This window comes from Labrys okinawensis (assembly GCF_002982075.1).
In the GTDB taxonomy this organism is placed as follows: Bacteria; Pseudomonadota; Alphaproteobacteria; order Rhizobiales; family Labraceae; genus Labrys; species Labrys okinawensis_A.
This window is the reverse complement of record NZ_PUEJ01000015.1, coordinates 13440-39059: the sequence shown is the minus strand read 5'-3', so window position 1 is coordinate 39059 and position 25620 is coordinate 13440. Positions and strand designations below refer to the sequence as shown.

Below are 25620 nucleotides of genomic sequence, written 5' to 3'. Positions count from 1 at the left end.
GGGCGGGCGCTTTGGCCCTGTCGTCCTGGTTCCAAAGAGCCGGCGAGAAAAATGGAAGCCTGCGTCGGTGTTTCGATTGCCAGCGGCGGGCGAGGTGCTTAAGTCGGGAGGGCGCCTGCGTCGGGCCGGCGCCCTCGCGGCATCACAGCGGAGCCCATGTCCGTCATCTCTTCCGCCTATTCGGGATTTCGCTTGGCCTATGAGGCGCTGCGCGGACATCGCGGCTGGGGGCCGGCCTGGCGCAAGGCGGCGCCCAAGCAGGCCTATGACGTGGTGATCGTCGGCGGCGGCGGGCATGGCCTGGCCACCGCCTACTACCTTGCCAAGAATCACGGCATCACCAATGTTGCGGTGCTGGAGCGCGGCGGCATCGGGCTCGGCAATGTCGGGCGCAACACCACCATCATCCGTTCCAATTATTTCTCGCCCGAAAACATCCGCTTCTACGATTTTTCGCTGCGATTGTGGGAGGGGCTGGAGGCCGAGCTCAACTACAACGCCATGGTCTCGCAGCGCGGTGCCCTCAATCTCGTGCATGCGGATGGGCAGCGCGATCTGCTCGCCCGGCGGGCCAACCAGATGCTGCTGGAAGGCGTCGATGCCGAGCTGCTCGACAAGGACGGCGTCAAGCGCCTGGTGCCGCTGGTGGATGTCGACAATGGCCGCTTTCCCGTGCTCGGCGGCTTCCTGCAGAGGCGCGGCGGCACGGTGCGCCACGATGCGGTGGCCTGGGGCTATGCCCGCGCCGCAGACCGGCGCGGCGTCGACATCGTGGAGAAGTGCGAGGTCACGGGCATCACGCGTGAGGGCGATGCCGTGACCGGCGTGGAGACCAGCCTCGGCAGCATCCGCGCCGGCAAGGTGCTGTTCGCCGTGGCCGGGCATTCCTCGCTGCTGGCGGCGATGGCGGGCTTCCGCCTGCCGCTGGAGACCCATGTGCTGCAGGCCTTCGTCTCCGAGGCCGTCAAGCCGCTGATCGACTGCGTCGTCACCTATGGCGCCGGGCATTTCTATGTCAGCCAGTCGGACAAGGGCGGCCTCGTCTTCGGTGGCGCGCTCGACGGCTACAATTCCTATGCAAGGCGCGGCAGCCTGCCGATGGTGGAGGACGTGCTGGCGGCCGGCCTCACGCTGATGCCGGCCCTGGGGCGCCTGCGCGTGCTGCGCCAATGGGGCGGGGCGATGGACATGACAGCCGACGGCAATCCCATCATCTCCACCACGCCGGTGCGCAATCTCTATCTCAATGGCGGCTGGTGCTATGGCGGCTTCAAGGCGATCCCCGCCGGCGGCTTTACCACCGCCCATCTGGTGGCGACCGGCGCGCCCCACCCGCTGATCGCCCATTTCGGCCTGGAGCGCTTCCGGGAGGGGCGGGTGATCGATGAACGGGGCATCGGCCCCTATGCCTGGATGCATTGAGATGGGCGAGCCCGTGGCAGCATTTATCGTCATTGCGAGCGTAGCGAAGCAATCCAGCCTTTGCGCCCTTTGGCCCCTGGGTTGCTTCGCTCGAGCCAATCCATATGGATTGGCCGGGCTCGCAATGACGTCGAGCTTTAATGCCAAGGCCTCCCCGTCATGCTGAGAATTGCCTGTCCCCATTGCGGCCTGCGTGACGAGGTCGAGTTCCGCTATCGGGGCGATGCCTCGGTGCGGCGGCCGGGCGAAGAGGCCGAGGCGCAAGCCTATTACGATTATGTCTATGAGCGGGCCAATCCGGCGGGCTGGCACCTGGAATGGTGGCAGCATGTGCATGGCTGCCGGCAGGTGCTGAAGGTGCTGCGCGATACCGTCAGCCACGAGATCCAGGCCGTCGTCAGCAGGCATGACGAGATCGCCCTGCCGGAGCGTCCGGCATGAGCGGGCCCTATCGCCTCGCCGAGGGCGGCCAGATCGACCGCGGCAAGCCGTTGTCCTTCCGCTTCGACGGCAAGATCCTGCATGGCTATCGCGGCGATACCCTGGCCTCGGCCCTCCTGGCCAATGGCGTGCGCATCGTCGGGCGCTCGTTCAAATATCACCGGCCGCGCGGCATCTTCACGGCCGGAGCGGAAGAGCCCTCGGCCCTGGTGGAACTGCGTGCCGGCGCCCGGCGCGAACCCAATATCCCCGTCACCACCATCGAGCTCTTCGAGGGGCTGGAGGCGGTGAGCCAGAACCGCTGGCCCACGCTCGGCTTCGATCTCGGCGCGGTGAATGGCTGGCTGTCGCCCTTCCTGCCGGCGGGTTTCTACTACAAGACCTTCATGTGGCCGGCGGCCTGGTGGGAAAAGGTCTATGAGCCGTTGATCCGCCGCGCGGCGGGGCTGGGACGGGCAGCGCGGGAGCCCGATCCCGACAGCTACGACACCATGCATGCCCATTGCGACCTCCTGATCGTTGGCTCCGGGCCATCGGGGCTCGACAGCGCCCTGGCGGCCGGGCGGGCCGGCCAGCGCGTGATCGTGCTGGAGCAGGATTTCGCCTTTGGTGGCTCGGCGCTGCTCGATCCCGCGGCGCGCGACGACCTGACCGACAAGCTTGCCGAACTCGCGGCGCTTCCCGAGGTGACGCTGCTCAACCGCACCGGCGCCTATGGCCTCTATGACGGGCTGGTGGTCGGCGCCGTCGAGCGGGTGGCCGATCACCGCGCCGTGCCGAGGCCGCACGAGGTGCGCCAACGCCAGTGGATCATCCGCCCGGGCCGGATCGTGCTCGCCACCGGCGCGCAGGAACGCCTGATCGCCTTCCCCGGCAATGACCGGCCGGGCGTGATGCTGGCGTCGGCTGCGGCGACTTATGTCGCACGCTTCGGGGTGGCACCGGGGCGAAGGGCGGCCTTCTTCGTCAACAATGACCGCGCCTATGCTTCGGCCAGGCAGCTTGCCGCTGCCGGCGTCGAGATCGCCGGCATCATCGACACCAGGCCCGATTCGGCGGCCGGCCGCGAGGCGGAGCGATCCGGCATCCCCGTCTGGTTCGGCTCGCAGGTCTCGGCCACCGAGGGCGCGCCGCTGCATGTCCTGACCATCACGCCGGTCGCGGCGAGGCTGCGGCCGCAAATGCTGCTGGCCGATCTGCTCTGCATCTCCGGCGGGCACGATCCCCGGCTGCAGCTCGCCGGCCAGGCCCGCCTGCCGTTCGAATGGGACGACAAGGCCGTGGCCTTCCGCGCCCGGGGCAATGACCGGATCGAGATCGTCGGCGATGCCGCCGGTGTGGAGGGGGAGGGCACGCCGCCCCAGCCTTTCTGGGAGGTCCGGCCTTCGCGCGGCGCGAGCAAGGCCTTCGTCGACCTGCAGCACGACGTCACCGCCGACGACCTGCGGCTGGCGGTGCGTGAGGGCTATGCCCATGTCGAGCATGCCAAGCGCTACACCACGCATGGCATGGCGACCGACCAGGGCAAGACCGGCGGCCTCGTCGGCAGCGCCATCCTCGCCGCCGAGAAGGGCGAGAGCCTTGCCGAGACCGGCCTGCCGACCTCCCGGCCCTATGCCTCGCCGGTCTCCTTCGGTGCGCTGGCCGGGGCCGAGACGGGCGAGCATTTCCGTCCCAAGCGCCGCCTGGCTCTGCATGACTGGCATTCGCGGCATGGCGCCGTCTTCGTCAGGCTCGGGCTCTGGCTGCGGCCTCTGGTCTATTCCCCCTCACGCGATACCAGCTGGGCGCCGGTGCTGGCCGAGGCCAAGGCCGTGCGCGAGGCCGTCGGCGTCACCGACGCCTCCTCGCTTGGCAAGATCGACATCCAAGGCCGCGACGCCGGCGCCTTTCTAGACCGCATCTATGCCAACACCTTTTCGTCCCTGCCCGTGGGACGGGCCCGTTACGGCCTGATGCTGCGCGAGGACGGCATCGTCCTCGACGACGGCACCACGTCGAGATTGGCCGAGGACCATTATTTCGTCACCACCACCACGGCCAATGCCGGGCCGGTGCTGGAGCATCTGGAATTCCACCACCAGGCGGTTTGGCCCGATCTCGACGTTGAGATCACCAATGTCGCCGATCAATGGGCGACTTTCGCCGTGGCAGGCCCGAAGGCCCGGGCGGTGCTCGCCCGCATCACCAGCCAGGATCTCGACGACGCCGCTTTCCCTTTCATGGCCGTCGCCGAGGCCGTGATCGCCGGGGTTTCCGGCCGGCTTTTCCGCATCTCTTTCTCGGGCGAACTCGCCTATGAGGTCAGCGTGCCCTCAGGCCATGCCGAGCCGGTGTGGGAAGCGATCCTCGGCGCCGGCAAGCCCTTCGGCATCAAGCCCTATGGGCTCGATGCCCTCAACCTGCTTCGGATCGAGAAGGGGCATGTCGCCGGCAGCGAGCTCAACGGCCAGACCACGGCCGCCGATCTCGGCCTCGGGCGCATGCTCAAGAAGAAGGGCGATTATGTCGGCCGCGTCCTGGCGGGCCGCCCTGGCCTTGCCGACCCCGGACGCCTCGTCCTGGTCGGCGTGAAGGTGGACGATCCCGGCCGCAAGCTGCGGGCCGGTGCCCATCTCACGGCGACGCCGGAGTCGAAGGAAAGCCTCGGCTTCGTCACCGCTGCCTGCCCGACCACCGAGGGGAAGGGCTTCATCGGCCTTGCCCTGCTGCGCGGGGGCAGGGAGCGGATCGGGCAGAGGCTTCATGCCGCCGATCCCGTGCGCGGCGAGGCCTGCGACGTCACCATCGTTTCTCCGCATTTCGTCGATCCGGACAATCTCAGGGTGAAGGATGCTTCGCCGGTCGGGGCCGTCGAGCCGCTGGTCCTGCCGCGTTCGGTGCCCGGTCATCACGCCCTGATCCCCGATCGTCCTTCCGATCGCGTCGCCGAGGTGCAACTGGCCGAGCGCAGCCCCGATATCGCCGAGATCAAGCTGCGCCGGGGCGGGGAGGCGGGCCTGCGCCGGGCGCTCCAGGCCGAGTTCGGCCTCGATCTGCCGGAGCCCGGCCGGTCGGCGGTCTCGGGGGCGCTGAAGCTGCTCTCGCTCGGGCCTGGCGACTGGCTGGTGCTGGACAAGCACGGACGTCCGGGCAGTCTTGCCGTCAGCCTCAAGCATGCGCTCGGCGAGAGCGCCTCGGTGGTCGATCTCTCCTCGGCCTTCGGCGTGCTGCGCCTGTCGGGGCCCAAGGCGCGCAGCGTCCTGATGAAACTATGTCGGATCGACCTGCATCCGCGCGTGTTCGGGCAGGGCCATGTCGCGCGCACCCTGATGGCGCAGATCCCGGTCCTGCTGCACCAGGTCTCCGACGAGCCGGCCTATGATCTCTTCGCCCCCTCGACCCTGGCCCAGGCCTTCGCCGAGGTGCTGGTGGAGAGCGCGGCCGAATATGGCTTGAGGCTGGACTGATCCCGGGACCGCCAGCATCCCTGCTGGCTCTTTGAGACGCTGCGTGTGCAGGAAGTGAGGGCCAGCAAGGATGCTGGCGGTCCCAGGAAAAGCGCTCCGCCGGAGAAGGCGGAACGCTCATTTGCGAACGATACTGCGAGCCTCAATGCTTGGCAGCCGCCGTGGCGCCAATGCCGGTCTGCGACCGGACATACTGGTCGTCGAAGCCGGCCCGGTCCTCGGCGGCGCGCTGGCTGTTGTCGAGCTTGGAGAACAGCCAGATGCCGGCAAAGGCCAGGGCCATCGAGAACAGTGCGGGGTTCTCATAGGGAAACGGCGCCGAGCCCTTGGGGTGGCCGAGCACCGCTTCCCACACGCCGGGCGAGAAGATGACGCCGAGCAGGGCCGAGATCAGGCCGAGATAACCCCCCATCACGGCGCCGCGCGTGGTCATGCCGCGCCACATCATCGACATCAGCAGCACCGGGAAGTTGCAGGAGGCCGCGATGGCGAAGGCCAGGCCCACCATGAACGCGACGTTGACGTTCTCGAAGGTGATGCCGAGCACCATGGCGACGATGCCGAGGACGATGGTGGTGATCTTGGAAACGCGGATCTCGTCCTGCTCCCTGGCCTTGCCGCCCTTGATCACGGTGGCGTAGAGGTCGTGGCTGATGGCGGAGGCGCCCGCCAGCGTCAGGCCGGAGACCACGGCCAGGATGGTGGCGAAGGCGACGGCGGCGATGAAGCCGAGGAAGACATCGCCGCCGACCGCGTCGGCCAGATGGATGGCGGGCATGTTGATGCCGCCCCGGATCGCCTCCAGCCCCTTGGACGGATCAGTCAGGAAGGCCGGGTTGGTCGACACCAGAGTGATGGCGCCGAAGCCGATGATGAAGGTGAGGATGTAGAAATAGCCGATGAAGCCGGTGGCGTAGAACACCGATTTGCGGGCTTCCTTCGCGTCGGCGACGGTGAAGAAGCGCATCAGGATGTGCGGCAGGCCGGCCGTGCCGAACATCAAGGCGAGGCCGAGCGAGATGGCCGAGAGCGGATTGGCGAGCGTGCCCGGCTGCATGATCGCCGCGCCCTTGGGATGGACCTCCACCGCCTTGGCGAACAGGGCTTCGGGGCTGAAGTTGAAGGTGAGCAGCACCATCAGGGCCATGAAGGTGGCGCCGCCCAAGAGCAGGCAGGCCTTGATCAGCTGCACCCAGGTGGTGGCGACCATGCCGCCGAAGGTGACGTAGAGCATCATCAGGACGCCGACGATGACGACGGCGTAGCTGTATTGCAGCCCGAACAGCAGCTGGATCAGCTTGCCGGCGCCGACCATCTGGGCGATCAGGTAGAAGGCCACCGTCACCAGCGTGCCGAAGGCTGCGAGCACGCGGATCGGCGTCTGCTTGAAGCGGAAGGAGGCGACGTCGGCGAAGGTGAACTTGCCGAGATTGCGCAGGGGCTCGGCGATCAGGAAGGTGACGATGGGCCAGCCGACCAGCCAGCCGATCGAATAGATCAGGCCGTCATAGCCCTTCATGTAGACCAGGCCGGAAATGCCGAGGAAGGAGGCCGCTGACATGAAGTCGCCGGCAATGGCAAGGCCGTTCTGGAAGCCGGTGATGCCGCCGCCCGCCGTGTAGAATTGCGAGGCCGATTTGGTGCGGTTGGCGGCCCAGGCGGTGATCCCCAGCGTGAGAAGGACGAACAGGCCGAACATGACGATGGCGTGCCAGTTGGTCGCCTGCTGCTGGACCGGTCCGGAGACCGCGTCGGCGAGGGCCTGGGTGGCGGTGAGAGCCGGCAGGAAGGCGGCGAGGGCGAGGGTGCTGCGCTTCATCCGCGTGCCTCCTTGACGATCTCCTGGGTCAGCGTGTCGAATTCCGCATTGGCCTTGCGGACATAGATGCCGGTGAGGATGAAGGCCGCGATGATGACGAGGATGCCGATCGGAATGCCGATGGTGGTGACGCCGGTGCCCAGATGCTGCCCGAGCACGCCCGGCAGATAGGCCACGACCAGGATGAAGCCGAAATAGATGATCATCATGATTGCCGAAAGCGTGAGGCTGAGCGTTCTTCGGCGCCGCACCAGTTCCTGATATTTCGGATTTTGCTCAATGGATTTGTAAGAAGACATGTTGTTTCCCCCGACGCCGCTTTACCGGCAAGGCAGCCCAGATTTTTGTCGGCCCACCATCTGGTTCAACCTAGAGCAAAGCGCGTTCAAGCGTGAACGCTTATTTGCTCTAGGTTATTGTTCTGACGCGTCTTTGCGATTCTTGGTGACTCCGTCTAATCGCAAAATGCTTTAGAATTAAGCCAACATGTCGCGCAATGGACAATTGCGGCTATGCCCATCCCTTGGCCGTCCTGCGCCTGTTGTTGTGCGTTATTGCGTTGATGAGGCTTGGTCGTAGCCTGGGTTCCTTGGAAAATTCTCGGTCGTCCGGCAGCAATGCCGGATGGGCCCATCTGCCCGCGTGCTGGTGAAAACTCGGACTGGTCAACAATATCTTAACAGCCGCTTCCTAGCCTGACCGCAACACGAGCGGACAAGGCGGGCATGGAGACGATCTCGGTCATTCTATTGTTGTTGCTGGCGGTCGTTCTCAGCGGCGCGCTGGCCAGGATGCTGCCCATCGTCCTGCCTCTGCCACTGGTTCAGATCGGCTTCGGCGCGCTCATCGCGTCCTTTGCCAATTTCAGGGTCGAGCTCGATCCGCAGGTCTTCTTCCTCCTGTTCCTGCCGCCACTGCTGTTCCTGGATGGCTGGCGCATTCCAAAGGATGGCCTGTTCCGCGACAAGGGCACCATCCTCGAGCTCGCCTTCGGCCTGGTTGTGTTCACCGTGATCGGGGTCGGCTTCTTCATTCACTGGATCATCCCGTCCATGCCGCTGGCGGTGGCCTTTGCGCTCGCCGCCGTGCTGTCGCCGACGGATCCGATCGCGGTATCGGCCATCGCGGCCCGAGTGCCCATCCCCAAGCGGCTGATGCATGTGCTGGAAGGCGAATCGCTGCTGAACGATGCCTCCGGCCTGGTCTGCATGCGTTTTGCCGTCGCCGCGGCCCTGACCGGCACCTTCTCCTTCACCAGTGCGCTCGGCACCTTCCTGTGGGTGGCGAGCGGGGGCATTGCCATCGGCATTGCCGTCACCTGGGGTGCGTCCCTCGCCAATCGCTGGGTTGCGCGCCGCTTCGGCGACGAGGCGGGCTCCCAGGTGCTGGTCAGCCTGCTGATCCCCTTCGCCGCCTACCTCCTGGCCGAAGAATTGCATTGCTCCGGCATCCTGGCGGCCGTCGCCGCCGGCATGACCATGAGCTATGTCGAGCGTTTGGGGCAGTCGCTGGTCGCGGCCCGCATGCGCGGCGGCGCGGTGTGGGACATGGTGCAGTTCGCGGCCAACGGCATCATCTTCGTGCTGCTCGGCGAGCAGATTCCCCAGATCGTCGCGGCTGCGGCCGAGAGCCATGGGGCGATCTGGATGATCGTCTACGTCCTCGCCATCACGCTGGCGCTGGCGATCCTGCGTTTCCTGTGGGTGTGGACCTCGCTGCGCTTCACCCTGTTCCGCGCCGCCCGCAAGGGCAAGGCGGTGATGCTGCCAAGCTGGCGGCTGATCGCCGCCGCCTCGCTCGCCGGCGTGCGGGGCGCCATCACCCTGGCCGGCGTGCTGACGCTGCCTCTGGCCCTGACCGACGGTTCGCCCTTCCCGGCGCGCGATCTCGCCATCTTCCTGGCGGCCGGGGTGATCGTGATGTCCCTGGTGGCAGCGAGCGTGGGGCTTCCCCGGCTGCTCAAGGGCCTGGAATTGCCGCCCGAACCGTCCCATCAGGAAGAGGAGGACCAGGCCCGCATCGCTGCGGCGGAGGCCGCCATCAAGGCGATCGAGCGCACCCAGCACGAATTGGGACTGGGACGCAGCGATGCCGATCTCTATGTCGATGCCAGCGTGCGCATCATGGAACTCTATCGCCAGCGCATCGACGGGCATCTGCAGACCGGCGAGGAAGCCGAGCTGACTCGCCGGATCGACGAGATCGAGCGCCAGCTGCGCCTGGCGGGCCTCAGGGCCGAGCGCGACGAGATCTTCCAATACGCCCGGACACGGCGGCTTTCGGACGAGGTAGCTCGCAAATTGGTGCGCGAGCTGGACCTGTTGGAGGCCCGCTTCGCGACAGGGTGAGGCGGGCAGGAGCCAGATTGGTGGGTCGATCTCCTCAGCTCCATTATTTGATGGAGCTGGATCGACCATCTTCCTTCGAGCGGGGCAGTTTCAAGATGGTCGATCTGGAGATCGATCCACCTGTCTTGCGCTGTACTCCGCAAGATCGGGCCCATGCCTGAAATGTTCGTTTCCATCTCTACCAATTGTTTATAATTCAAACTTTTAGGTCGTAAGGCCCGATAAGTTGACTCTCATCATGTTTGTTTTGTCATCGATGCGTTTTCCCTACCATCGTCGCGAAGCGGGCTGATGTCGTGTATCAGGGACTCATGCTTTGAAAGGGTCTCGAGAATGAAGAGCGAAGTGCGTGCCGTGGTGATCGGCGGGGGCGTGGTGGGATGTTCCATCCTCTATCACCTGGCCAAGATCGGTTGGACGGACGTCGCCCTCATCGAGAAGAACGAGCTGACCTCGGGCTCGACCTGGCACGCCGCCGGCGGCATGCACACCTTCAATGGCGATGCCAACGTCTCCAAGCTGCAGAAATATACGATCGACCTCTATCGCGAGCTGGAGGCGCTGACGGGTCAGTCCTGCGGCATCCACGCCAATGGCGGCCTGATGCTCGCCGCCAATGAGGGCGAGATGGACTATCTGCGCCTGGTCGCCAGCCGGGCCCGCTACCTCGACATGGAAACCGAGATCATCCCGGTGGCCGAAGCCAAGCGGCGCAACGTGCTGATCGAGGAGAAATACTTCACCGGTGCGCTCTGGCGCTCGGATGGCGGCCATGTCGATCCCTGGGGCACCACCCACGCCTATGCCGCCGCGGCCCGCAAGCTCGGCGCCGAGATCCATCGCTTCACCCGGGTCACCGGCCTCAGCCAGCGTCCCGACGGCTCTTGGGACGTCGCCACCGACAAGGGCTCCATCCATGCCGAGCATGTGGTGAATGCCGGCGGCCTGTGGGCTCGCGAGATCGGGCGCATGGTCGGCATCGAGCTGCCGGTGCTGGCGATGGAGCACCATTACATCGTCACCGAAGCCATCCCGGAGCTGGAGGGCCTCGAGAAGGAGATCATCAACACCACCGATTTCTCCGGCGAGATCTATGTGCGCCAGGAGGGTAAGGGCGCGCTGCTCGGCACCTATGAGCACAATTGCACGCCCTGGTCGGTCGACAAGACGCCGGATGATTTCGCCACCCAGCTCTTGCCCGACAATTTCGACCGCATCGCCCCCGAGCTGGAAGTCGGCTTCGAGCATTTTCCGGCCGTCGGGCGCGCCGGCATCAAGAAATCGATCAACGGGCCCTTCACCTTCGCCCCCGATGGCAATCCGCTGGTCGGCCCGATCAGGGGCCTGCCGAATTTCTGGGTCGCCTGCGCCGTGATGGCGGGCTTCAGCCAGGGGGGCGGCATCGGGCTGACCCTGTCGCGCTGGATGGCCGAGGGCGATCCGGGCGCCGACATCATGGCCATGGACGTCGCCCGCTTCGGCGTGTTCGCCACGCCGCGCTACACCAAGGCCAAGGTGATCGAGAATTATCGCCGCCGCTTCCGCCTCGCCTTTCCGAACGAGGAACTGCCGGATGCCCGCCCGCTGCGCCGCACGCCGGTCTATGGCCGCCTGAAGAAGGCCGGCGCGGTGTTCGGCGCCAATTTCGGCCTGGAACACGCGCTCTGGTTTGCCCCGCCGGGCGTCGAACCCGTCGAGAATCCCACCTACAGGCGCTCCAACGCCTTCCCCTATGTGAAGGCCGAATGCCTGGCCGTGCGCGAAGCCGTCGGTCTCTATGAAACGTCCAACTACGGCAAATACGAGATCACCGGCGCCGGTGCGCGCGCCTGGCTCGACAAGCTGCTGGCCTGCAAGCTGCCCCGCCCGGGTCGCATGGCGATCGCGCCGATGCTCAACTCGCAGGGCCGCATCGTCGGCGATCTCTCCATCGCCTGCCTCGCCATCGATCGCTATCTCCTGATCGGCTCGGGCTTTGCCGAGGCTTATCACCTGCGCTGGTTCTGGCAGCAAGAGCCGCCCGAAAACGTGCATGTGCGCTCGGCGGCTTCGACCCTGACGGGCTTTTCCGTTGCCGGCCCGAACGCCCGCACGCTGATGCAGCGCCTCATGCGCGAGGATCTCTCGCCGGACGCCTTCAAGCTCTTCGCCGTCAAGGAGACGGCGGTCGGCATGTCCCCGGTGATCTTCTCGCGCGCCGGCTTCACCGGCGAGCTCGGCTATGAAGTCTGGAGCACGCCGGATTTCCAGGCCACGCTCTATGACGAGATCGTCGAAGCGGGCGCCGACCTCGGACTCAAACTGTTCGGGGGCAGGGCGCTCTCTTCCTTGCGCCTCGAAAAGGGCTATGGCTCCTTCAACAAGGATTTCCGGCCTGATTACACCCCGGCCGAAACCGGGCTCGACCTCTTCATCGACTTCAAGAAAGAGGGCTTCACCGGCCGTGACGCCGTGCTGGCGGAGCGCGAGCGCGGCCCGAAGCGGCGGCTTGCGGTGCTGGAGGTCGATACCGATACCGAGGTGATCGGCTACGAGCCGATCCTCAAGGACGGCAAGGTCGTCGGCCATGTCACTTCGGGCGGCTATGGCCATTATGTCGGCAAGAGCCTCGCCATCGGCTACGTCAAGAGCGAGTATCACGAGGAGGGTGCCGCCTTCGCCATCGACATTTTCGGTGAGGATCGTCCGGCCATCCTGCGCGCGGCACCCCTGCACGATCCCAATGGCGGGAGGCTGCGCGGATGAGCCGGGAAAACACCGGGTCTGAGCACGGCCGTGCCGGCCGGCGCGAGCGCGGCGCCCGCAACACTGGACCGTTGACGACGCAATTGCCGCGGCTGACCAACCGCTTCGCGCCGGTCGATATCCTCTCGCCCGAGCAGGTCGAGCGCATCCTCGATGCCGCCTATGCGCTGCTCGAAACCGACGGCATGAAGATCCTCAGCCCGAGGGCGCGCCAGGCCTATGCCGCCCATGGCGCCCTGGTCGACGAAGCGACGCAGATGGTGCGCCTCGGCCGCGACATCGTCGAGGCCATGCTGGCCAAGGCGCCCGGCAGCTTCGTCCTGCATGCCCGCAATCCCGAACGGGACCTGCATGTGGGCGGCAATGTCGTCAATTTCGGCCCCGTCAACGGCGCGCCCAACATCCGCGACCTCGATCGCGGCCGCCGCTATGGCGACCTCGAGGCCTTCCGCGACATCCTCAAGATCACCAACGGCCTCGGGCTGCTGCATTGGCAGGGCGGCGTGGTGGTGGAGCCGGTCGATGTCGCCGTCCCTGTGCGGCATCTGGAAATGTACCGCGCCCATATTGAATTGTCGGATCTGGTCTGGGCGGCGCGCGGCGTCGGCGGCGTGCAGGCACGCGATGCGCTGGCGCTTTCGGCGATCGAGCATGGCTGCAGCATCGAAACCCTCGCCGAACGCCCGACCCTGATGACGGTGACCAACGTCAATTCGCCCCGCGTGGTCGACGAGGACATCCTCGACAGCATCATGATCATGGCCGAACATGGCCAATGCGTGGTGATCACGCCCTTCACGCTGATGGGCGCGATGGCCCCGGTGACCCTCGCCGGTGCCCTGGTGCAGCAGACGGCCGAGGCCCTGTCGATCATCGCGCTCTGCCAGATGCTGAGGCCTGGCGCGCCCTGCGTGATGGGCGGCTTCACCTCCAATGTCGACATGAAGACCGGCTCCCCCGCCTTCGGAACGCCCGAATATGTCAATGCGGCCCTGGCGACGGCCCAGCTCGGCCGGCGCCTCGGCGTGCCGGTGCGCACCAGCGCCGTCAATGCCAGCCCGGCCCCGGACGCCCAGGCGACCTGGGAGACCAGCTTCTCGCTCTGGGCGGCGATCATGAGCCACAGCCATCTCATCAATCACGCGGCCGGCTGGCTCGAAGGCGGGCTGTCGGCGAGCCTCGAAAAGATCGTGATCGACGCCGAATTGCTGCGCGGCTGGGCCGAGATCCTCAAGCCCGTCGAGTTCGGCGACGACGAGATCGCCCTTGATGCCATCCGGGGTGTGGCGCCGGGCGGCCATTTCTTCGGCTCGCCCCACACGCTCGCCCGCTACGAGAACGCCTTCTATCGCCCCGTGCTCTCCGACTGGTCCAATTTCGAGAACTGGCGCGACGCCGGCGAGCGCACGGCGACCGACCGTGCACTGGATGTCTGGAAAAAAACGCGGAATGCCTATGTCCCGCCGCCCCTCGATCCGGCCGTGCGTGAGGCTGTTGATGCCTATATCGCCAGGCGCAAGGAGGAGATCGGGGGATGAGCCCAACGGTATCAAGACCGAACAAGCGATAGGCGCAGCGCCGGTTTTCTGGGATCGCTACTTCCAGCCGGCTCTTCCTTCTTGACGAGTACAGTGGTTGCAAAGCCGGCTGGAAGCCGCCGGTCCCAGGAAGGGTGGTCCCTACAAATCCCAGGCCCGATAGAGTTCGTTGAGTGCCTTTGCCGTGTGGCATTCGACGGCGGGCAGGCCGGATTGGCCGATGATCGCGGCATATTTGCTGGAGCTGTCGCGAGTCTTGACCAGGATCCAGTGGACCATCTCCCATTTGAGACTGTCCTTGGCGCCCTCCAGATGGCCGGCGCGGCTGGAGCGGTTGACCAGCGTGCGCTTGAGATAGCGATAGAAGCGCAGCCAGTGATGGGAGGTGATCAGGATCGCACCCGTCGCCCGGGCGAAGCGCTGAGGCATCAGGCGCGAATAGTTGCCCTCCATCACCCAGCGCTCTTCCATGATGGCAGCATCGTGCAGGGCCGCGAACTCGGCCTCCGGCCGGGGCTGCCAATCGGTATGGGGCAGATGGTGGAGCTGGTCGAGATGCACGGCGGGCACCGCGAGCTTTTTGGAGAGGGCGACGGCCAGCGTCGACTTGCCGGCATTGGAAGGGCCGAGGACGACGATGCGCTCGCCGAGGCAAGCCAAGTCTTTCACGGTCGTGGGCAGCATGGTGGCACCGATCATGAAAATTGGGGGCGAGCCCAATGCGCCAGGCGGGTGGCGTTGTCAATGACGGTGCCAGAGAAGGCGGAGTATGGCCTGCCCGTTCACCCCGTTGTGATCGGGCAATTGCCAGGGTTACGAATAAAATCCAGCACGGTGTGTTTTCCAGACGAACCTTCTGCGTGACGGATCGAGACGGAACTGAGCCATGACCACCGCAAGCACGACCACCGCAAGACTGAAGAGCCTCTCGCTGGGAGTCATTCCCCTAGTCGCCTGCCTCATTGGCGCGAGCCAGGCCGATTCCGCCCAGGCGCGCAACTGGCGCATCAATCCGGCGCGGACCTCGGTGGGCTTCGTCGTCGACGGCATCGGCTGGCCACGCACCAAGGGGCGCTTCCGCGATTTCGACGGCAGGATCTCGATCAATTTCGACAACCCCGCCGCTAGCCGCGTCAGTTTCAAGGTGGCGGCGAAATCAGTCGATGTCGGCTCGCCCTCCTTCAACGACTATCTGCGTACCGATGCCTTCTTCGACGTGGCGCAATATCCCACCATCACCTTCACCTCCACCAAGGTCGAGAAGGTCGATGACAGCCACGCCCGGGTCACCGGCGATCTCACCATCCGAGGTATTACCCGACCGCTCACCATCGATGTCGCCCTGGACAAGCCGGCCGACAGGGGAAGCTCGCAGATCGGCTTCCGGGCGACGGGCGTGATCAAGCGGCTCGCCTTCAACATGAGCGCGGGCTTTCCGGCGATCAGCAACGACGTCGACCTGATCGTCACCACGGAAGCGCAAGCTCAATGAGAAAGACTTGCCCAGTGACGAGGGTGGTGATGAAGGGAACGGCATCCCGCAGCCATCGCTGGAGCGCGACCGGGCAATTCCTGCATTGGTCCTGCGCTGCCCTCATCCTGTTCATGCTGGGGCTCGGCCTTGCTATGGTGGAATGGGTGGAGGACCAGGGCCAGCGGTTCGATCTCTACCAGCTGCACAAGAGCCTGGGCGCTCTCGTCTTCCTGCTGATGGCGTTGCGCGCCGCCTGGCGCCTCCTGGCCCGCGCGCCGGTATTGCCGGAGAGCATGCCGCGCCATGAACGCGTGCTGAGCAAGACCGTGCATGTCGCCCTCTATGGCCTGATCTTCGCCATGCTGGTCACCGGTTATGTGATGATCTCGGCCTCGCCGCTGCCGCTGCCGATCCAGCTGCCCGGAGGAGGGCATGTTCCCAATCTCGTTGCGCCCGATTTCGAGCTTTCCGAACGGATGAAGGCGCTGCATCACCGCATCGCCTTCGTGCTGATCGGCCTCGTCCTGCTGCATGTGGCCGCCGCCTTCAAGCACTGGCTGTGGGATCGCGACGGCGTGCTGCAGAGCATGCTGCCGGGGCGGGGCTGAGGCTTCATTGCTTTGCCAAGCAGGACCGACTCCGCGTAAGACAGGTTCTTGGCCTTGCCTTGCTCGGAGTTTGCCATGAACGGTGCGCAGGACCTCGGCGGCATGATGGGCTTCGGGCCGATCGCGCCGGAAAAGGACGAACCTTTCTTCCATGCCGACTGGGAGAAGCGGGCGCTGGCCGTGACGCTGGCGATGGGCGCGACCGGCTCCTGGCCGCTCGATGCCGGGCGCTATGCGCGCGAGAGCCTGCCGCCGGCGGATTATCTGTCCTCCTCCTATTACGAGATCTGGATCAAGGCCTTGATCAAGCTGCTGCTGGCGAAAGCGCTGGTCAGCGAGGCCGAGCTTGCCGAGGGGCGGGTGATCGAGCCGGGAAAACCGCTAAAGCGCGTGATCAAGGCCGCCGAGGTGCCGGCTGCGCTCGCCGCCGGTACCCGCTGCGACCGCCCGGTCACCCAGCCCGCGCGTTTTGCCGTCGGCGAAGGCGTCAGGGCGCGCAACGAGCACAAGATCACCCATACAAGGCTGCCGCGCTATGCGCGCGGCCATCTCGGCACCGTCGTGGAGGCGCATGGCATGTTCGTGCTGCCGGACAGCAACGCCCATGGCGAAGGCGAGAACCCCGAATGGCTCTATACGGTGCGCTTCGCCGGCACCGAGCTCTGGGGGCCGCAGGCCGACCCGACGCTGACAGTGATGCTCGATCTGTGGGAGAGCTATCTTGACCCCGCTTGACGCCATTCCGTCCATTCCGCGCGATCGTGGCGAACCCGTGTTCCGGGAGCCCTGGGAGGCTCGCGCCTTCGCGCTTGCCGTCTCCCTCCACGGAAAAGGCGTGTTCACCTGGCCGGAATGGGCCGAAGCGCTGGGCCGCGAGATCGCGGCGGCGCCTGCCGACGATGGCTCGCATTACTACGAACACTGGCTGTCGGCGCTCGAGAAACTGGTGGCAAGCAAGGGCCTTTCGAACAGACCGGGAAAAGGGTTCGGATAGGGATCGCCACCCCTCATCCGCCTGCCGGTCCCTTCTCCCGCAAGGGAGAAGGGGGATTTTTTGAAAGCGCAACGCCAACCGATAGCCTTCTCCCCCTGCGGGAGAAGGTGCCCCGAAGGGGCGGATGAGGGGTGGACGCACCCCATCCTACCAAGGCAGCCCAGCCCGAGCCAGAATGGTGTCCTGGACCACCGTGGGAGATTGCAGGATGTCGGCATTCCAGAAACGGACGATTGTAAACCCTTGTGCCGCCAGCCAGCTGTCACGAATGTGGTCGTGCGTGCTCTCGGCGTGCTGGGAGCCATCCGCCTCGATGATGAGGCGATATCTAAGGCAGACGAAGTCGACGACATAACGCCCGATCGGTACCTGGCGGCGGAACTTCAAATAAGCAAGCCGACGGCCGCGCAAAAGATGCCAAAGCTTGGCCTCAGCATCCGTAAGATCGTGACGCAATTTACGTGCGAAATCGCGTTGCTCAGGCTTCATGGTTTCCATCCAGAGGCCTGAGCAGTTTCGTGCTGGGAGGGGTTTCGTCCACCCCTCATCCGCCCTTCGGGCACCTTCTCCCGCAAGGGGAGAAGGTAAAGTGGCTTACCGCACCAGGATGTTGCGGAACTGCCAGGGGTCGGAGGTGTCGATGTCCTCCGGGAAGAAACCGGGGCGGCCGTCGAGCGGGGTCCAGTCGGTGTAGTAGCCCTTGACCGGGCCGAGATAGGGCTTCTGCACCTCGAGGCACCGGCGGAAATCCATTTCGTCGGCCTCGACGATGCCCGCGTCCGGATTCTCCAGGGCCCAGACCATGCCGGCGAGCACGGCCGAGGTGACCTGCATGCCGGTGGCGTTCTGGTAGGGCGCGAGCCTGCGGGTCTCCTCGACCGTGAGCTGGGAGCCGTACCAATAGGCGTTCTTGCCATGGCCGTAGAGCAGCACGCCGAGTTCGTCCGCGCCGTCCTCGATTTCCTTCTCGTCGAGGATGACGAACTTGTCCTGCGCCTTGCCGGCGGCGCCGAACATCTCGTGCAGCGAGAGCACGGCGTCATTGGCCGGGTGATAGGCGTAGTGGCAGGTCGGGCGGTAGACCGCCTCGCCATTCTCGTGCACCGTCAGATAGTCGGCGATCGAGATCGCTTCGTTATGGGTGACGAGGAAGCCATATTGCGGGCCGGGCGTCGGGCACCAGCTCAGCACGCGGGTGTTGGCGCCGGGCTGCAGCAAATAGATCGCCGCGCCGCAGCCTTCCTTGTGGGTGCGGCCGGTCTCGGGCATCCAGGTCTCGTGCGTGCCCCAGCCCAGCTCTGCCGGCTGCATGCCTTCGGAGATGAAGCCCTCCACCGACCAGGTGTTGACGAACACCCCGCGGGGCTTGGGATGCTTGGCGCGCTGGGTGTCGCGCTCGGCGATGTGGATACCCTTGACCCCGACCTTGCGGGCGAGCGCGGCCCATTCCTCGCGGGTCTTGGGATCGGCCGAGCCGTGGCCGGTGGCCTCGGCGACGTCGAGCAGGGCCTGCTTAACGAACCAGGAGACCATGCCGGGATTGGCGCCGCAGCAGGAAACGGCGGTGGGACCGCCGGGCGTGCGGCGCTTGGCGGCCAGCATGCTTTCGCGCAGGGCGTAGTTGGTGCGCGCTTCCGGGCCGGCATTCTTGTCGAAATAGAAGCCGAGCCAGGGCTCGACCACCGTATCGATGTAGAGCGCGCCGAGGCTGCGGGCAAATTCCATGATGTCGACGGAACCGGTGTCGACCGAGAGATTGACGCAGAAGCCCTGGCCGCCGCCGGCGGTAAGCAAGGGCTGCAGCAGGCTCTTGTAGTTGTCCTTGGTAACGGCCTCCTGCACGAAACGAATGCCGTGCTCCTCGATGATCTTGCGGTCGGCATCGAGCGGATGCGGGTCGATGATGACCATGCGCTCCTTGTCATATTCGAAATGACGCTCGATCAGCGGCAGCACGCCGCGACCGATCGAACCGAAACCAATGATCACGACGGGGCCGGAAATCTTACCGTAGACAGGCCATTGAGCCATTCAATCCTCCAAAATGTGCAAGCCCCAGCGTTTAGGCGCTGGGACCGGCGGGTGCAAGTTTTGTCGCGTGAATGTGAAGCGGGGATGACACGGAGTGTCGACCTTCAGGTCGACATGTCCTTCCAACGGGCTCGGCATTGCCGAATGGCGGTGTTTCAAGAATGTCGACCTGGAGGTCGACACTCCAATTTCGAAAACTACGCCGCGAAACGCAAGCCGGTGTCGTTGGCCGCCTCGGCGACGAGCGCCGCGAAATCGGGCGCGGTTTCGAGTTCGCCGGTGGCGTTCACCAGGCCGGCCGCTCCCACCAGCCCGTCGGGCACCAGCTCCAGGCCGAGGAAGCGGTTGCGCTCCACCGGACCGGGCAGCCAAAGGCGCTCGGTGAGGTCGGTCGAAAAGCCGAAACGGCTGTAATAAGGGGCATCGCCCACCAGGAGAATGGCCTTGTGTCCATATTCCTGCGCGTAGCCGATGCCATGCCACATCAGGCGCGCGCCGAGACCCTCGCTGCGATAGCTGATATCGACGGCGAGCGGTCCCAGCAGCAGGGCCGGGCGGCCGGGGCCGGCGGAGATGTTCCACAAGCGCAGCGTGCCGATCAGCCGGCCGTCATCGACGGCGGCGAAGGCCAGGCCCTTGGCCGGCAGGCGGCCTTCGCGCAGGCGCTCGCTGGTCTTGGCGAAGCGGGACGGACCGAAGCAGGCGTCGAGCAGGGTCTCGCGAGCTTCGAGATGGGAGGAGGCTTCCTGGACAATACGGATCATGGCCGTGGCTCCTTCAAAGGATAGAGCGACAGCCCTCGCACCGATGAAACGGCCGTACGGGACGATGGGAGGTCATCCCGTGCGCGATGCAGCGCAAAGCGATGCGTCGCAGACACGGGACTGGGTTCAGGATGAGACGCCAGAGCGGTCCCGGATCTGCATCGCATCATTGCATGCTGAGATGCGTCCGGGATGACACCCTTGTCAGATCACCACGGAGGCCAGCGGCGGGAAGCCGTTGAAGCCGATGGTGGAATAGGTGGTGGTGTAGGCCCCGCAGGCTTCGATCAGCACCTTGTCGCCGATCGACAGGCTCACGGGAAGATCATAGGGGGTCTTCTCGTAGAGCACGTCGACGCTGTCGCAGGTCGGTCCGGCCAGGACGCAGGGCGCCTTGGCGTCACCGTCCCTGTTGGTACGGATCGGGTAGCGGATGGCTTCGTCCATGGTCTCGGCAAGGCCATGGAACTTGCCGATGTCGAGATAGACCCAGCGGATCTCGTCCGTTTCGGCTTTCTTGGACACCAGCACCACCTCGGCCTCGATCATGCCGGCATCGCCGACCATGCCGCGGCCCGGCTCGATGATGGTCTCGGGCAGCTGGTTGCCGAAATGGGTGCGCAGCGCGTTGAAGATCGCTTCGCCATAGGCGGGCACGCCTGGCATGGCGCGCAGATATTTGGCAGGGAAGCCACCGCCCATGTTCACCATCGACAGCGTGATGCCACGCTCGGCCATTTCGCGGAAGATGCCGGCGGCGGTGGCCAGGGCGCTGTCCCAGGCCTGCACATTGCCCTGCTGCGAGCCGACGTGGAACGACACGCCATAGGCGGTGAGGCCGAGGATCTGGGCCTGCTCGAGCACGTCGGGCGCCATGGAAGGCGCGCAGCCGAACTTCTTCGACAGCGGCCATTCGGCGCCGGCGCCATCGCACAGGATGCGGCAGAACACGCGCGAACCGGGCGCGACGCGGGCGATCTTCTCGACCTCGGCCACGCAGTCGACGGCGAACAGGCGCACGCCGAGCTCGAAGGCGCGGGCGATGTCACGCTCCTTCTTGATGGTGTTGCCGAAGGAGACGCGATCGGCGCCGGCGCCGGTGGCCAGGACCTGCTCGATCTCCACCACGGAGGCGCAGTCGAAGCTGGAGCCGAGGCTGGCCAGCAGGTTGAGGATCTCCGGGGCCGGGTTGGCCTTGACGGCGTAGAAGACGCGGGTGTCGGGGAGCGCATGCGCGAATGCCGAATAGTTCCGCTCCACCACGTCGAGATCGACGACGAGCCGGGGGCCGTCGGCGGGGGTACGTCGGAGATAGTCGAGGATGCGGTCGGTCATGGCGGGTCTCCCCAGAATCCAAAGGGTGTCACAGATCGGTGCGACACCACCGCCGCCGCGGGGTGGAGCCGCGGACGTTCGATGCTGACGCGCCGCCCACCGCCGGAAAGGCCGGATGCCTCACCGCGACGGGATGCAAATCGCCACACAACGGATCAAGCCGCTGCATGGTTCGAAACTGCCTTGGATTGGATCGGGATACCCGGTCCGCACGCCTGGCAAAGAGAAACAAGCCTCTTCAGTCGCTGGATATGGAAACCAGCCGAGACCAAAAAAGCCCGTTCGTCGTTGCTTCAAGCTGCGTCCCCCGCGGAGTACGGGGTTCACCGGTCGCCTCCGGCTGCCGATCGTTGTTCGGGATTAGATGATGTCGGCACTTGAACGATGCCTGATCACCTCAGGGGATCACTGCCGCGATCCCTGTACATCCCTGGCGACCGTCCAGCCTCTTGTCTGGATGTCCACCGACCGACACGCGGCCACAGGCACGTGCGAAATTGGGCAAGGCGGGAAATAGGGAGAATGGACGTCACATGCAAGAAAAATTTTCGCCCGGACCGAAATTTTTCTGCGACGCAAAAAGTCAAAATTCACGTGGCCGGCAAAGGAGTTATGCCAAGGGCCCGCTCGCATGCCGACGACAGGGGCCGGAGCGGGGCCACGGGGCCTTACATGGCGCCTTTTTTAGGCGCGACGACCGGCGATCGCAGCCTGATAGGGGATTTGACTCTCGCCGTGTGGTGCGATCGCAAAGGCAGCTTTGGCCAGCTTATGCGCATGCCTGCTGATGTCGTCGGGCCAGCCGGCGATCATGGCAGCGAATTTTTCGTCGTCGCCGGCAAACAGGGCGCGAATCGCTTCCTCATAATGGGGCTCGTCGCCGGCCATGGCACTCATGAAACGGTAGGCGGCCTCGCGCGCCTCGCGCAGCCGGTCCGTCGCCTCGGAGGCATGGCGTGCCTCGTCGACCAGCCGGCGCAGCGCCACGGAGGCACCGCCCGGCTGGGAGGCCAGCCAATCCCAATGACGCGGCAGCAGGGTGATTTCGCGGGCGACGACGCCGAGCTTGGGACGCCCCGGCCCGCGCGGCGGCGGCTCGATCAGGGCATAGCGCGCGCGGATGTCCTCCGGCGTGCCGCGCAGGTCGAGATCGACAGGTCTGCCCGTCGCCTCTTCGAAAACATGCACCGGCGAGGCCTCGCCCGCGTCCTGGGCCTGGCGGATGGCGATGGCAACGGTGATGGCATCCCCTTCGGCCAGACACTTGCGTCCGGCGAAGGCGATGAGGGCAAGATGGGTCATGATCGCTGATCCAGTTTAACCCGGAGGATAAGCTCGGGCGAAATCGATGTCAATATTACCCGGGTGAATATGGGCGCGCATCCGACAGAGAGGCCGGCCGTGCCAGGAAAACGGCAGGCGTCTTTTTCCTGCATGGCAGCCCTGTGTGCGGTGCGGCAGAGATTTCTTGCAATTCATGTTGCGGTGCACAATATCTTGGATCCTAGGGAGGTGACGACTCGGGGGTAAGCCACGAGGACTGCGAGATGAACCAGATCACCACCATGGCCCCCAGGGGCATTATCCGGCAGTTGAGACCGTCCGATCTGCCGAAGTTTCGCGATCACCTGCTGCGGCTGGACCGCGAAAGCCGGCATGACCGTTTCAACGGCGGCATCAGCGCCGCCTTCGTCGCCGACTATGCAGAGCGCAGCTTCCGCGATGGTGCAACCGTGATCGGTTATGTCGAGGATGGCCAGGTTCTCGGTGCGGCCGAATTGCACGAATTGCCCGAATTGGCGGAGCCGACGGCTCAGATCGCCTTCAGCGTCGAACGTCACCGCCAGCATCAGGGCATTGGCGGGCGCCTGTTCGCGCGCCTGCTGCTGCACGCGCTCGGCCTCGGCTATACCCGCCTCGAGGTCTCCACCCATGCCGACAACGCCAGCATGAAAGCGCTGGCCCGCCGCTTCAACGCCAAGCTCAGCTTCGCGCAGGGCGAGACCATGGGCGTGATCGAACTCGATCCGGCGGTGACGCTTGAGCATCCCGCCTTCGAGGCCATCGGCGAAATGCTGCCGGGACCGCTGACCCTGACGATCGTGGGCGACGGTATCGCCAGAGCGGCGGCCTGAGCGGCTGAAGTCTCGAGGTCAGCTATTCTCGAGACTTGATCCTACTTGTAGCGCCGCTGGTTCTTCGGTTTCCAGCTGTCGAGCCAACGCCGGATCCGCGCCATGAAGCCGGTGGCGCTGCTCGACACCGCCACCGCCCGTTCGTCGACGGCGTCGGCGGCGGCACTGACGTGGCCCTCGATGCGGGTCAGCATCGGGTCGATTCTCTCGCGCTTGAAGCGACGCAGGCGGAAATAGAGCCAGATCAGCCCGATCGCCAGGCCGCCGAACACGAAGATCCGCAGCCACGGAATGACATATTCATCCGGCCCGGTCGCTGCCCGGATCGAGAGCGCGTTGGGGAACATGGTCAGATAGGTGACGCGCCAGCCATAGCTCTTGATCACCACCCATTTCGGGCTTTCGGAGCTGGACTGGAAGGACTGGGCGGCGGCCATCAGGTTGCCGGAGTCGAACTTGTAGTACCAGGGGAAGCCCCAGTCGGTATCCTCGTTGCGATACACCCGGAGGGCGCCGCTGGGATAGACGGTGTTGATGAAGCGCACGTCGCGCGTGTTGGTCGCCTGCACATTGGGCGCCTCGCTGTCGAAGAAGCCGGAGCTGTCGAGGCGCTTGGTGTCGGTGCCGACGATGCGCACCACGTCGTAGCGCGGCAGCACCTGGTCGAGCCAGCAATAGCCGACCACCAGCACCAGGACGATCAGGAACCATTTGAACAGGCGCAGCATGAACTCTCCCGTGTGCGCGGGCATCTCGCCCGCTTCTTCCTATCCGACAGGTGGGGCCTTTCCAAGAGGCCGGCAAGGGGGCGGTTGTTCGGACCCGCGTTCCGGCGCGGTGGCTCCCCGGCAGGTCTGAAGAGCCTGACCGGAAAATCTGTAAAACTCGGCTCCTGTCATTGCCGGGCTTCGCCCCGGCAAGCCAGTGCCGCACTCTCGACGAGTGGCGGTATCTGGACGCCCGGGTATGACAAAACTGAGCTTTTCTCCGCGCTGTTTGTGATCATAGAGTCAGGTTCTGAAGACCAGCCACCCGTTCTTTATCCCTTCGGGATTGCGCCCCAGGGTCCCGCCTGCGGCGGGGGCTCTTCCTCCGGCGTGCCGTCGCCGAACAGATCCTCCCAGGCCTCGTCGTTCTTGAGCGCCTCGTCCCTGGACAGGAACTCCACCACATAGTTCTGCTTGCGCTCGGTCCAGCCCTGATAGGCCTTGTAGAAGGCGGGCTTGTTGCACAGGAAGAGCTGGCGGATGTCGAGCGGCGTGAACTCGCTCAGGAGCTGGTTGACGAGATCACGGTCCGGCAGTTGGGCAGCACGATAGAGATAGAAGCAGCCCGGCTCCGTCGGGCCGGGCAGGCGGGGCTTGAGTCCCTGCTCGGCGGCGCGCAGGGCAGCCTCGACCACCTCGAATTCCGGCGGCAGGTCATTGGCGTGACGCATGGCGAAGCGGCGCAGGTCCTGGCGGTTGAGGCGGGCCAGTTCCGCCGGCGCGTCGGCTTTGCCGGCGAGGACATTGGCCAGCATGAAGTCGAGCCGCTGGCGCAGCAGCGCCTTGGCATTGAGATCGGCAGCCTCGAAGACAGAGGTGATCAAGCCGTTGAGCTGCAGGAAGTGCCAGACATCCACGGCGCTTTCGAGATCCTTGGTTTCCACCGCACCGATCTTGGGAAAACCCGGGGCCACCCCGCGATAGAGCATGGCGGGGTAGGACATGTCTCTGAACAGATAGAGCCCGTCGAAATAGTTGGTGTAGAAATTGCCCTGGCTGTACTCGGTCTTGCGGAAACGCACCGGATGGCGGGTGATGTCGCCCACCCGGCCGGCGAGCTTGATCATGGTGTCGATATAGGCGTCGTCCTGCCACAGATCGTCCTTGGCGCGGAAATCCTCGATCAGGCGCGACAGCTGCTCGGCCTCGCCCAGCCGGTCGGTCGGCGTGTTGGCCTCGACGGTGACGGAGCGCAGCTCCAAGAGGTCGGCCGGGCTCTTGATGCGCCACATCGAGTGCACGAGTTCGCCCATCACGGCCTCGCGCACGCTGAGCGCCATCAGTTCCCTGGCATTGTCCTGGATGAAGTTGCGCAGCACCGACCGCATGGTCGAGAACTGGGCATTCAGCAGCGGCGCCTTGAGCTGGTCGAGGCTGAGCAGGATGAACATCCGGTTGCAGCCCTCGGGATTGAGGTAGCGGATGTCGTCGAGCTCGTCGCCGACCTCCGGCGAGAAGCCGGAGAGGTCGATGTGAAATTCGGTGAGCGTGGTGCGCTTGCCGATGAGTTTCTCCAGCGCCGCATTGTAGCGCGCCACCATGGTGGGGGAGGAGACCTCGATGAGGTTCCCGAACATCAGCCCCGCTTCGATCAGGCGCTCCATCATGACGGCGACTTTCTAAGACCATCTGTCATTCCGCACGCATCCCGGCATGAAATGCTGCGATGCAGATGCGGAACCGCAAGGGAGACGAGCCTCATCCTGCCGGCGGTCCCGGATCTGCGCCGCATCACTGCCTGCTGCAGCGC

At 65.3% G+C, this 25620-nt stretch carries 21 protein-coding genes; 11 read left to right on the top strand and 10 right to left on the bottom strand.

From position 1 onward, the window contains the following. The first annotated feature begins 156 nt into the window (after positions 1 to 156). The 3 genes from C5L14_RS28160 to C5L14_RS28150 all read left to right on the top strand — a co-directional run bounded on the left by C5L14_RS28160 (position 157) and on the right by C5L14_RS28150 (position 5312). On the top strand, positions 157 to 1422 hold the full coding sequence (locus C5L14_RS28160) for a sarcosine oxidase subunit beta family protein (RefSeq protein WP_105865380.1): 1266 nt from the start codon (positions 157 to 159) through the stop codon (positions 1420 to 1422). 159 nt (positions 1423 to 1581) lie between these two features. Then, complete coding sequence (locus tag C5L14_RS28155) at positions 1582 to 1863, top strand: sarcosine oxidase subunit delta (RefSeq protein WP_181161366.1); 282 nt, start codon at positions 1582 to 1584, stop codon at positions 1861 to 1863. Further along, positions 1860 to 5312: a 2Fe-2S iron-sulfur cluster-binding protein gene (locus tag C5L14_RS28150; RefSeq protein WP_105865379.1), complete on the top strand. Its 3453-nt coding sequence runs from the start codon at positions 1860 to 1862 to the stop codon at positions 5310 to 5312. Before C5L14_RS28155 ends, C5L14_RS28150 begins: the two co-directional genes overlap by 4 nt. A 142-nt stretch (positions 5313 to 5454) precedes the next feature. On the opposite strand, the gene C5L14_RS28145 is transcribed toward C5L14_RS28150, so the two are convergent. Further along, positions 5455 to 7131, bottom strand: coding sequence for a cation acetate symporter (locus C5L14_RS28145; RefSeq protein ID WP_105865378.1), 1677 nt, complete (start codon positions 7129 to 7131; stop codon positions 5455 to 5457). Further along, positions 7128 to 7430 (bottom strand): DUF485 domain-containing protein, encoded by a 303-nt coding sequence (locus C5L14_RS28140; protein WP_105865377.1) that lies wholly within the window; start codon positions 7428 to 7430, stop codon positions 7128 to 7130. Before C5L14_RS28140 ends, C5L14_RS28145 begins: the two co-directional genes overlap by 4 nt. A gap of 426 nt (positions 7431 to 7856) precedes the next feature. On the opposite strand from C5L14_RS28140, the gene C5L14_RS28135 reads away from it, so the two are divergent. From C5L14_RS28135 to C5L14_RS28125, 3 genes are all read left to right on the top strand, one after another. Continuing rightward, positions 7857 to 9479, top strand: a complete 1623-nt coding sequence (locus C5L14_RS28135) for a Na+/H+ antiporter (RefSeq protein ID WP_105865376.1) — start codon at positions 7857 to 7859, stop codon at positions 9477 to 9479. Positions 9480 to 9812: 333 nt separating this feature from the next. Beyond that, a complete protein-coding gene (locus C5L14_RS28130) occupies positions 9813 to 12224 on the top strand; it encodes a GcvT family protein (RefSeq protein WP_105865375.1) in 2412 nt (803 codons plus the stop codon). Further along, positions 12221 to 13762 carry a trimethylamine methyltransferase family protein gene (locus tag C5L14_RS28125; protein WP_105865374.1) on the top strand — a complete coding sequence of 514 codons (1542 nt, stop codon included), beginning with the start codon at positions 12221 to 12223 and terminating at the stop codon, positions 13760 to 13762. The genes C5L14_RS28130 and C5L14_RS28125 overlap by 4 nt, the downstream gene beginning before the upstream one ends. A 141-nt stretch (positions 13763 to 13903) precedes the next feature. Here the strand turns inward: C5L14_RS28125 and C5L14_RS28120 are convergent, their stop codons facing one another. Continuing rightward, positions 13904 to 14446, bottom strand: coding sequence for an AAA family ATPase (locus C5L14_RS28120; RefSeq protein ID WP_105865448.1), 543 nt, complete (start codon positions 14444 to 14446; stop codon positions 13904 to 13906). A gap of 202 nt (positions 14447 to 14648) precedes the next feature. Between C5L14_RS28120 and C5L14_RS28115 the strand changes: the two genes are divergently transcribed. From C5L14_RS28115 to C5L14_RS28100, 4 genes are all read left to right on the top strand, one after another. Next, a complete protein-coding gene (locus C5L14_RS28115) occupies positions 14649 to 15254 on the top strand; it encodes a YceI family protein (RefSeq protein ID WP_105865373.1) in 606 nt (201 codons plus the stop codon). Positions 15255 to 15283: 29 nt separating this feature from the next. Next, positions 15284 to 15844, top strand: a complete 561-nt coding sequence (locus C5L14_RS28110; protein WP_181161365.1) for a cytochrome b — start codon at positions 15284 to 15286, stop codon at positions 15842 to 15844. A 75-nt stretch (positions 15845 to 15919) separates the two neighbouring features. Further along, on the top strand, positions 15920 to 16579 hold the full coding sequence (nthB, locus tag C5L14_RS28105) for a nitrile hydratase subunit beta (protein WP_105865371.1): 660 nt from the start codon (positions 15920 to 15922) through the stop codon (positions 16577 to 16579). Next, on the top strand, positions 16566 to 16838 hold the full coding sequence (locus tag C5L14_RS28100) for a nitrile hydratase accessory protein (RefSeq protein WP_428832667.1): 273 nt from the start codon (positions 16566 to 16568) through the stop codon (positions 16836 to 16838). The genes nthB and C5L14_RS28100 overlap by 14 nt, the downstream gene beginning before the upstream one ends. Before the next feature lie 147 nt (positions 16839 to 16985). Here C5L14_RS28100 and C5L14_RS28095 read toward each other — a convergent pair whose 3' ends face one another. The 5 genes from C5L14_RS28095 to C5L14_RS28075 all read right to left on the bottom strand — a co-directional run bounded on the left by C5L14_RS28095 (position 16986) and on the right by C5L14_RS28075 (position 22270). Beyond that, complete coding sequence (locus C5L14_RS28095; RefSeq protein WP_245443622.1) at positions 16986 to 17327, bottom strand: endonuclease domain-containing protein; 342 nt, start codon at positions 17325 to 17327, stop codon at positions 16986 to 16988. Between the two features lie 105 nt (positions 17328 to 17432). After that, positions 17433 to 18869, bottom strand: a complete 1437-nt coding sequence (locus tag C5L14_RS28090; protein ID WP_105865368.1) for a homospermidine synthase — start codon at positions 18867 to 18869, stop codon at positions 17433 to 17435. A gap of 197 nt (positions 18870 to 19066) precedes the next feature. Beyond that, positions 19067 to 19633, bottom strand: coding sequence for a GNAT family N-acetyltransferase (locus C5L14_RS28085; protein ID WP_105865367.1), 567 nt, complete (start codon positions 19631 to 19633; stop codon positions 19067 to 19069). A 204-nt stretch (positions 19634 to 19837) separates the two neighbouring features. Further along, complete coding sequence (locus C5L14_RS28080) at positions 19838 to 20968, bottom strand: type III PLP-dependent enzyme (protein WP_105865366.1); 1131 nt, start codon at positions 20966 to 20968, stop codon at positions 19838 to 19840. A gap of 684 nt (positions 20969 to 21652) precedes the next feature. Further along, positions 21653 to 22270, bottom strand: coding sequence for a DUF2239 family protein (locus C5L14_RS28075; RefSeq protein ID WP_105865365.1), 618 nt, complete (start codon positions 22268 to 22270; stop codon positions 21653 to 21655). Between the two features lie 245 nt (positions 22271 to 22515). On the opposite strand from C5L14_RS28075, the gene C5L14_RS28070 reads away from it, so the two are divergent. Further along, the gene (locus C5L14_RS28070) at positions 22516 to 23103 is read left to right on the top strand and encodes a GNAT family N-acetyltransferase (protein WP_105865364.1); all 588 of its coding nucleotides are present in this window, start codon (positions 22516 to 22518) and stop codon (positions 23101 to 23103) included. A 41-nt stretch (positions 23104 to 23144) separates the two neighbouring features. Here C5L14_RS28070 and C5L14_RS28065 read toward each other — a convergent pair whose 3' ends face one another. Continuing rightward, a complete protein-coding gene (locus C5L14_RS28065; RefSeq protein ID WP_105865363.1) occupies positions 23145 to 23855 on the bottom strand; it encodes a DUF1523 family protein in 711 nt (236 codons plus the stop codon). A 287-nt stretch (positions 23856 to 24142) separates the two neighbouring features. Next, positions 24143 to 25477, bottom strand: coding sequence for a DUF6638 family protein (locus tag C5L14_RS28060; protein WP_105865362.1), 1335 nt, complete (start codon positions 25475 to 25477; stop codon positions 24143 to 24145). Positions 25478 to 25620: the final 143 nt, after the last annotated feature.

Excerpts from the sequence above, each read along its gene's own strand:
- C5L14_RS28155 (WP_181161366.1), top strand. The coding sequence starts at position 1,582 with ATGCTGAGAATTGCCTGTCCCCATTGCGGCCTGCGTGACGAGGTCGAG.
- C5L14_RS28070 (WP_105865364.1), top strand. The coding sequence starts at position 22,516 with ATGAACCAGATCACCACCATGGCCCCCAGGGGCATTATCCGGCAGTTG.
- C5L14_RS28090 (WP_105865368.1), bottom strand. The coding sequence starts at position 18,869 with ATGGCTCAATGGCCTGTCTACGGTAAGATTTCCGGCCCCGTCGTGATC.
- C5L14_RS28125 (WP_105865374.1), top strand. The coding sequence starts at position 12,221 with ATGAGCCGGGAAAACACCGGGTCTGAGCACGGCCGTGCCGGCCGGCGC.
- C5L14_RS28110 (WP_181161365.1), top strand. The coding sequence starts at position 15,284 with ATGAAGGGAACGGCATCCCGCAGCCATCGCTGGAGCGCGACCGGGCAA.
- C5L14_RS28160 (WP_105865380.1), top strand. The coding sequence starts at position 157 with ATGTCCGTCATCTCTTCCGCCTATTCGGGATTTCGCTTGGCCTATGAG.
- C5L14_RS28115 (WP_105865373.1), top strand. The coding sequence starts at position 14,649 with ATGACCACCGCAAGCACGACCACCGCAAGACTGAAGAGCCTCTCGCTG.
- C5L14_RS28085 (WP_105865367.1), bottom strand. The coding sequence starts at position 19,633 with ATGATCCGTATTGTCCAGGAAGCCTCCTCCCATCTCGAAGCTCGCGAG.
- C5L14_RS28080 (WP_105865366.1), bottom strand. The coding sequence starts at position 20,968 with ATGACCGACCGCATCCTCGACTATCTCCGACGTACCCCCGCCGACGGC.
- C5L14_RS28075 (WP_105865365.1), bottom strand. The coding sequence starts at position 22,270 with ATGACCCATCTTGCCCTCATCGCCTTCGCCGGACGCAAGTGTCTGGCC.
- nthB (WP_105865371.1), top strand. The coding sequence starts at position 15,920 with ATGAACGGTGCGCAGGACCTCGGCGGCATGATGGGCTTCGGGCCGATC.
- C5L14_RS28065 (WP_105865363.1), bottom strand. The coding sequence starts at position 23,855 with ATGCCCGCGCACACGGGAGAGTTCATGCTGCGCCTGTTCAAATGGTTC.
- C5L14_RS28120 (WP_105865448.1), bottom strand. The coding sequence starts at position 14,446 with ATGCTGCCCACGACCGTGAAAGACTTGGCTTGCCTCGGCGAGCGCATC.
- C5L14_RS28060 (WP_105865362.1), bottom strand. The coding sequence starts at position 25,477 with ATGATGGAGCGCCTGATCGAAGCGGGGCTGATGTTCGGGAACCTCATC.
- C5L14_RS28135 (WP_105865376.1), top strand. The coding sequence starts at position 7,857 with ATGGAGACGATCTCGGTCATTCTATTGTTGTTGCTGGCGGTCGTTCTC.
- C5L14_RS28145 (WP_105865378.1), bottom strand. The coding sequence starts at position 7,131 with ATGAAGCGCAGCACCCTCGCCCTCGCCGCCTTCCTGCCGGCTCTCACC.
- C5L14_RS28150 (WP_105865379.1), top strand. The coding sequence starts at position 1,860 with ATGAGCGGGCCCTATCGCCTCGCCGAGGGCGGCCAGATCGACCGCGGC.
- C5L14_RS28095 (WP_245443622.1), bottom strand. The coding sequence starts at position 17,327 with ATGAAGCCTGAGCAACGCGATTTCGCACGTAAATTGCGTCACGATCTT.
- C5L14_RS28130 (WP_105865375.1), top strand. The coding sequence starts at position 9,813 with ATGAAGAGCGAAGTGCGTGCCGTGGTGATCGGCGGGGGCGTGGTGGGA.
- C5L14_RS28140 (WP_105865377.1), bottom strand. The coding sequence starts at position 7,430 with ATGTCTTCTTACAAATCCATTGAGCAAAATCCGAAATATCAGGAACTG.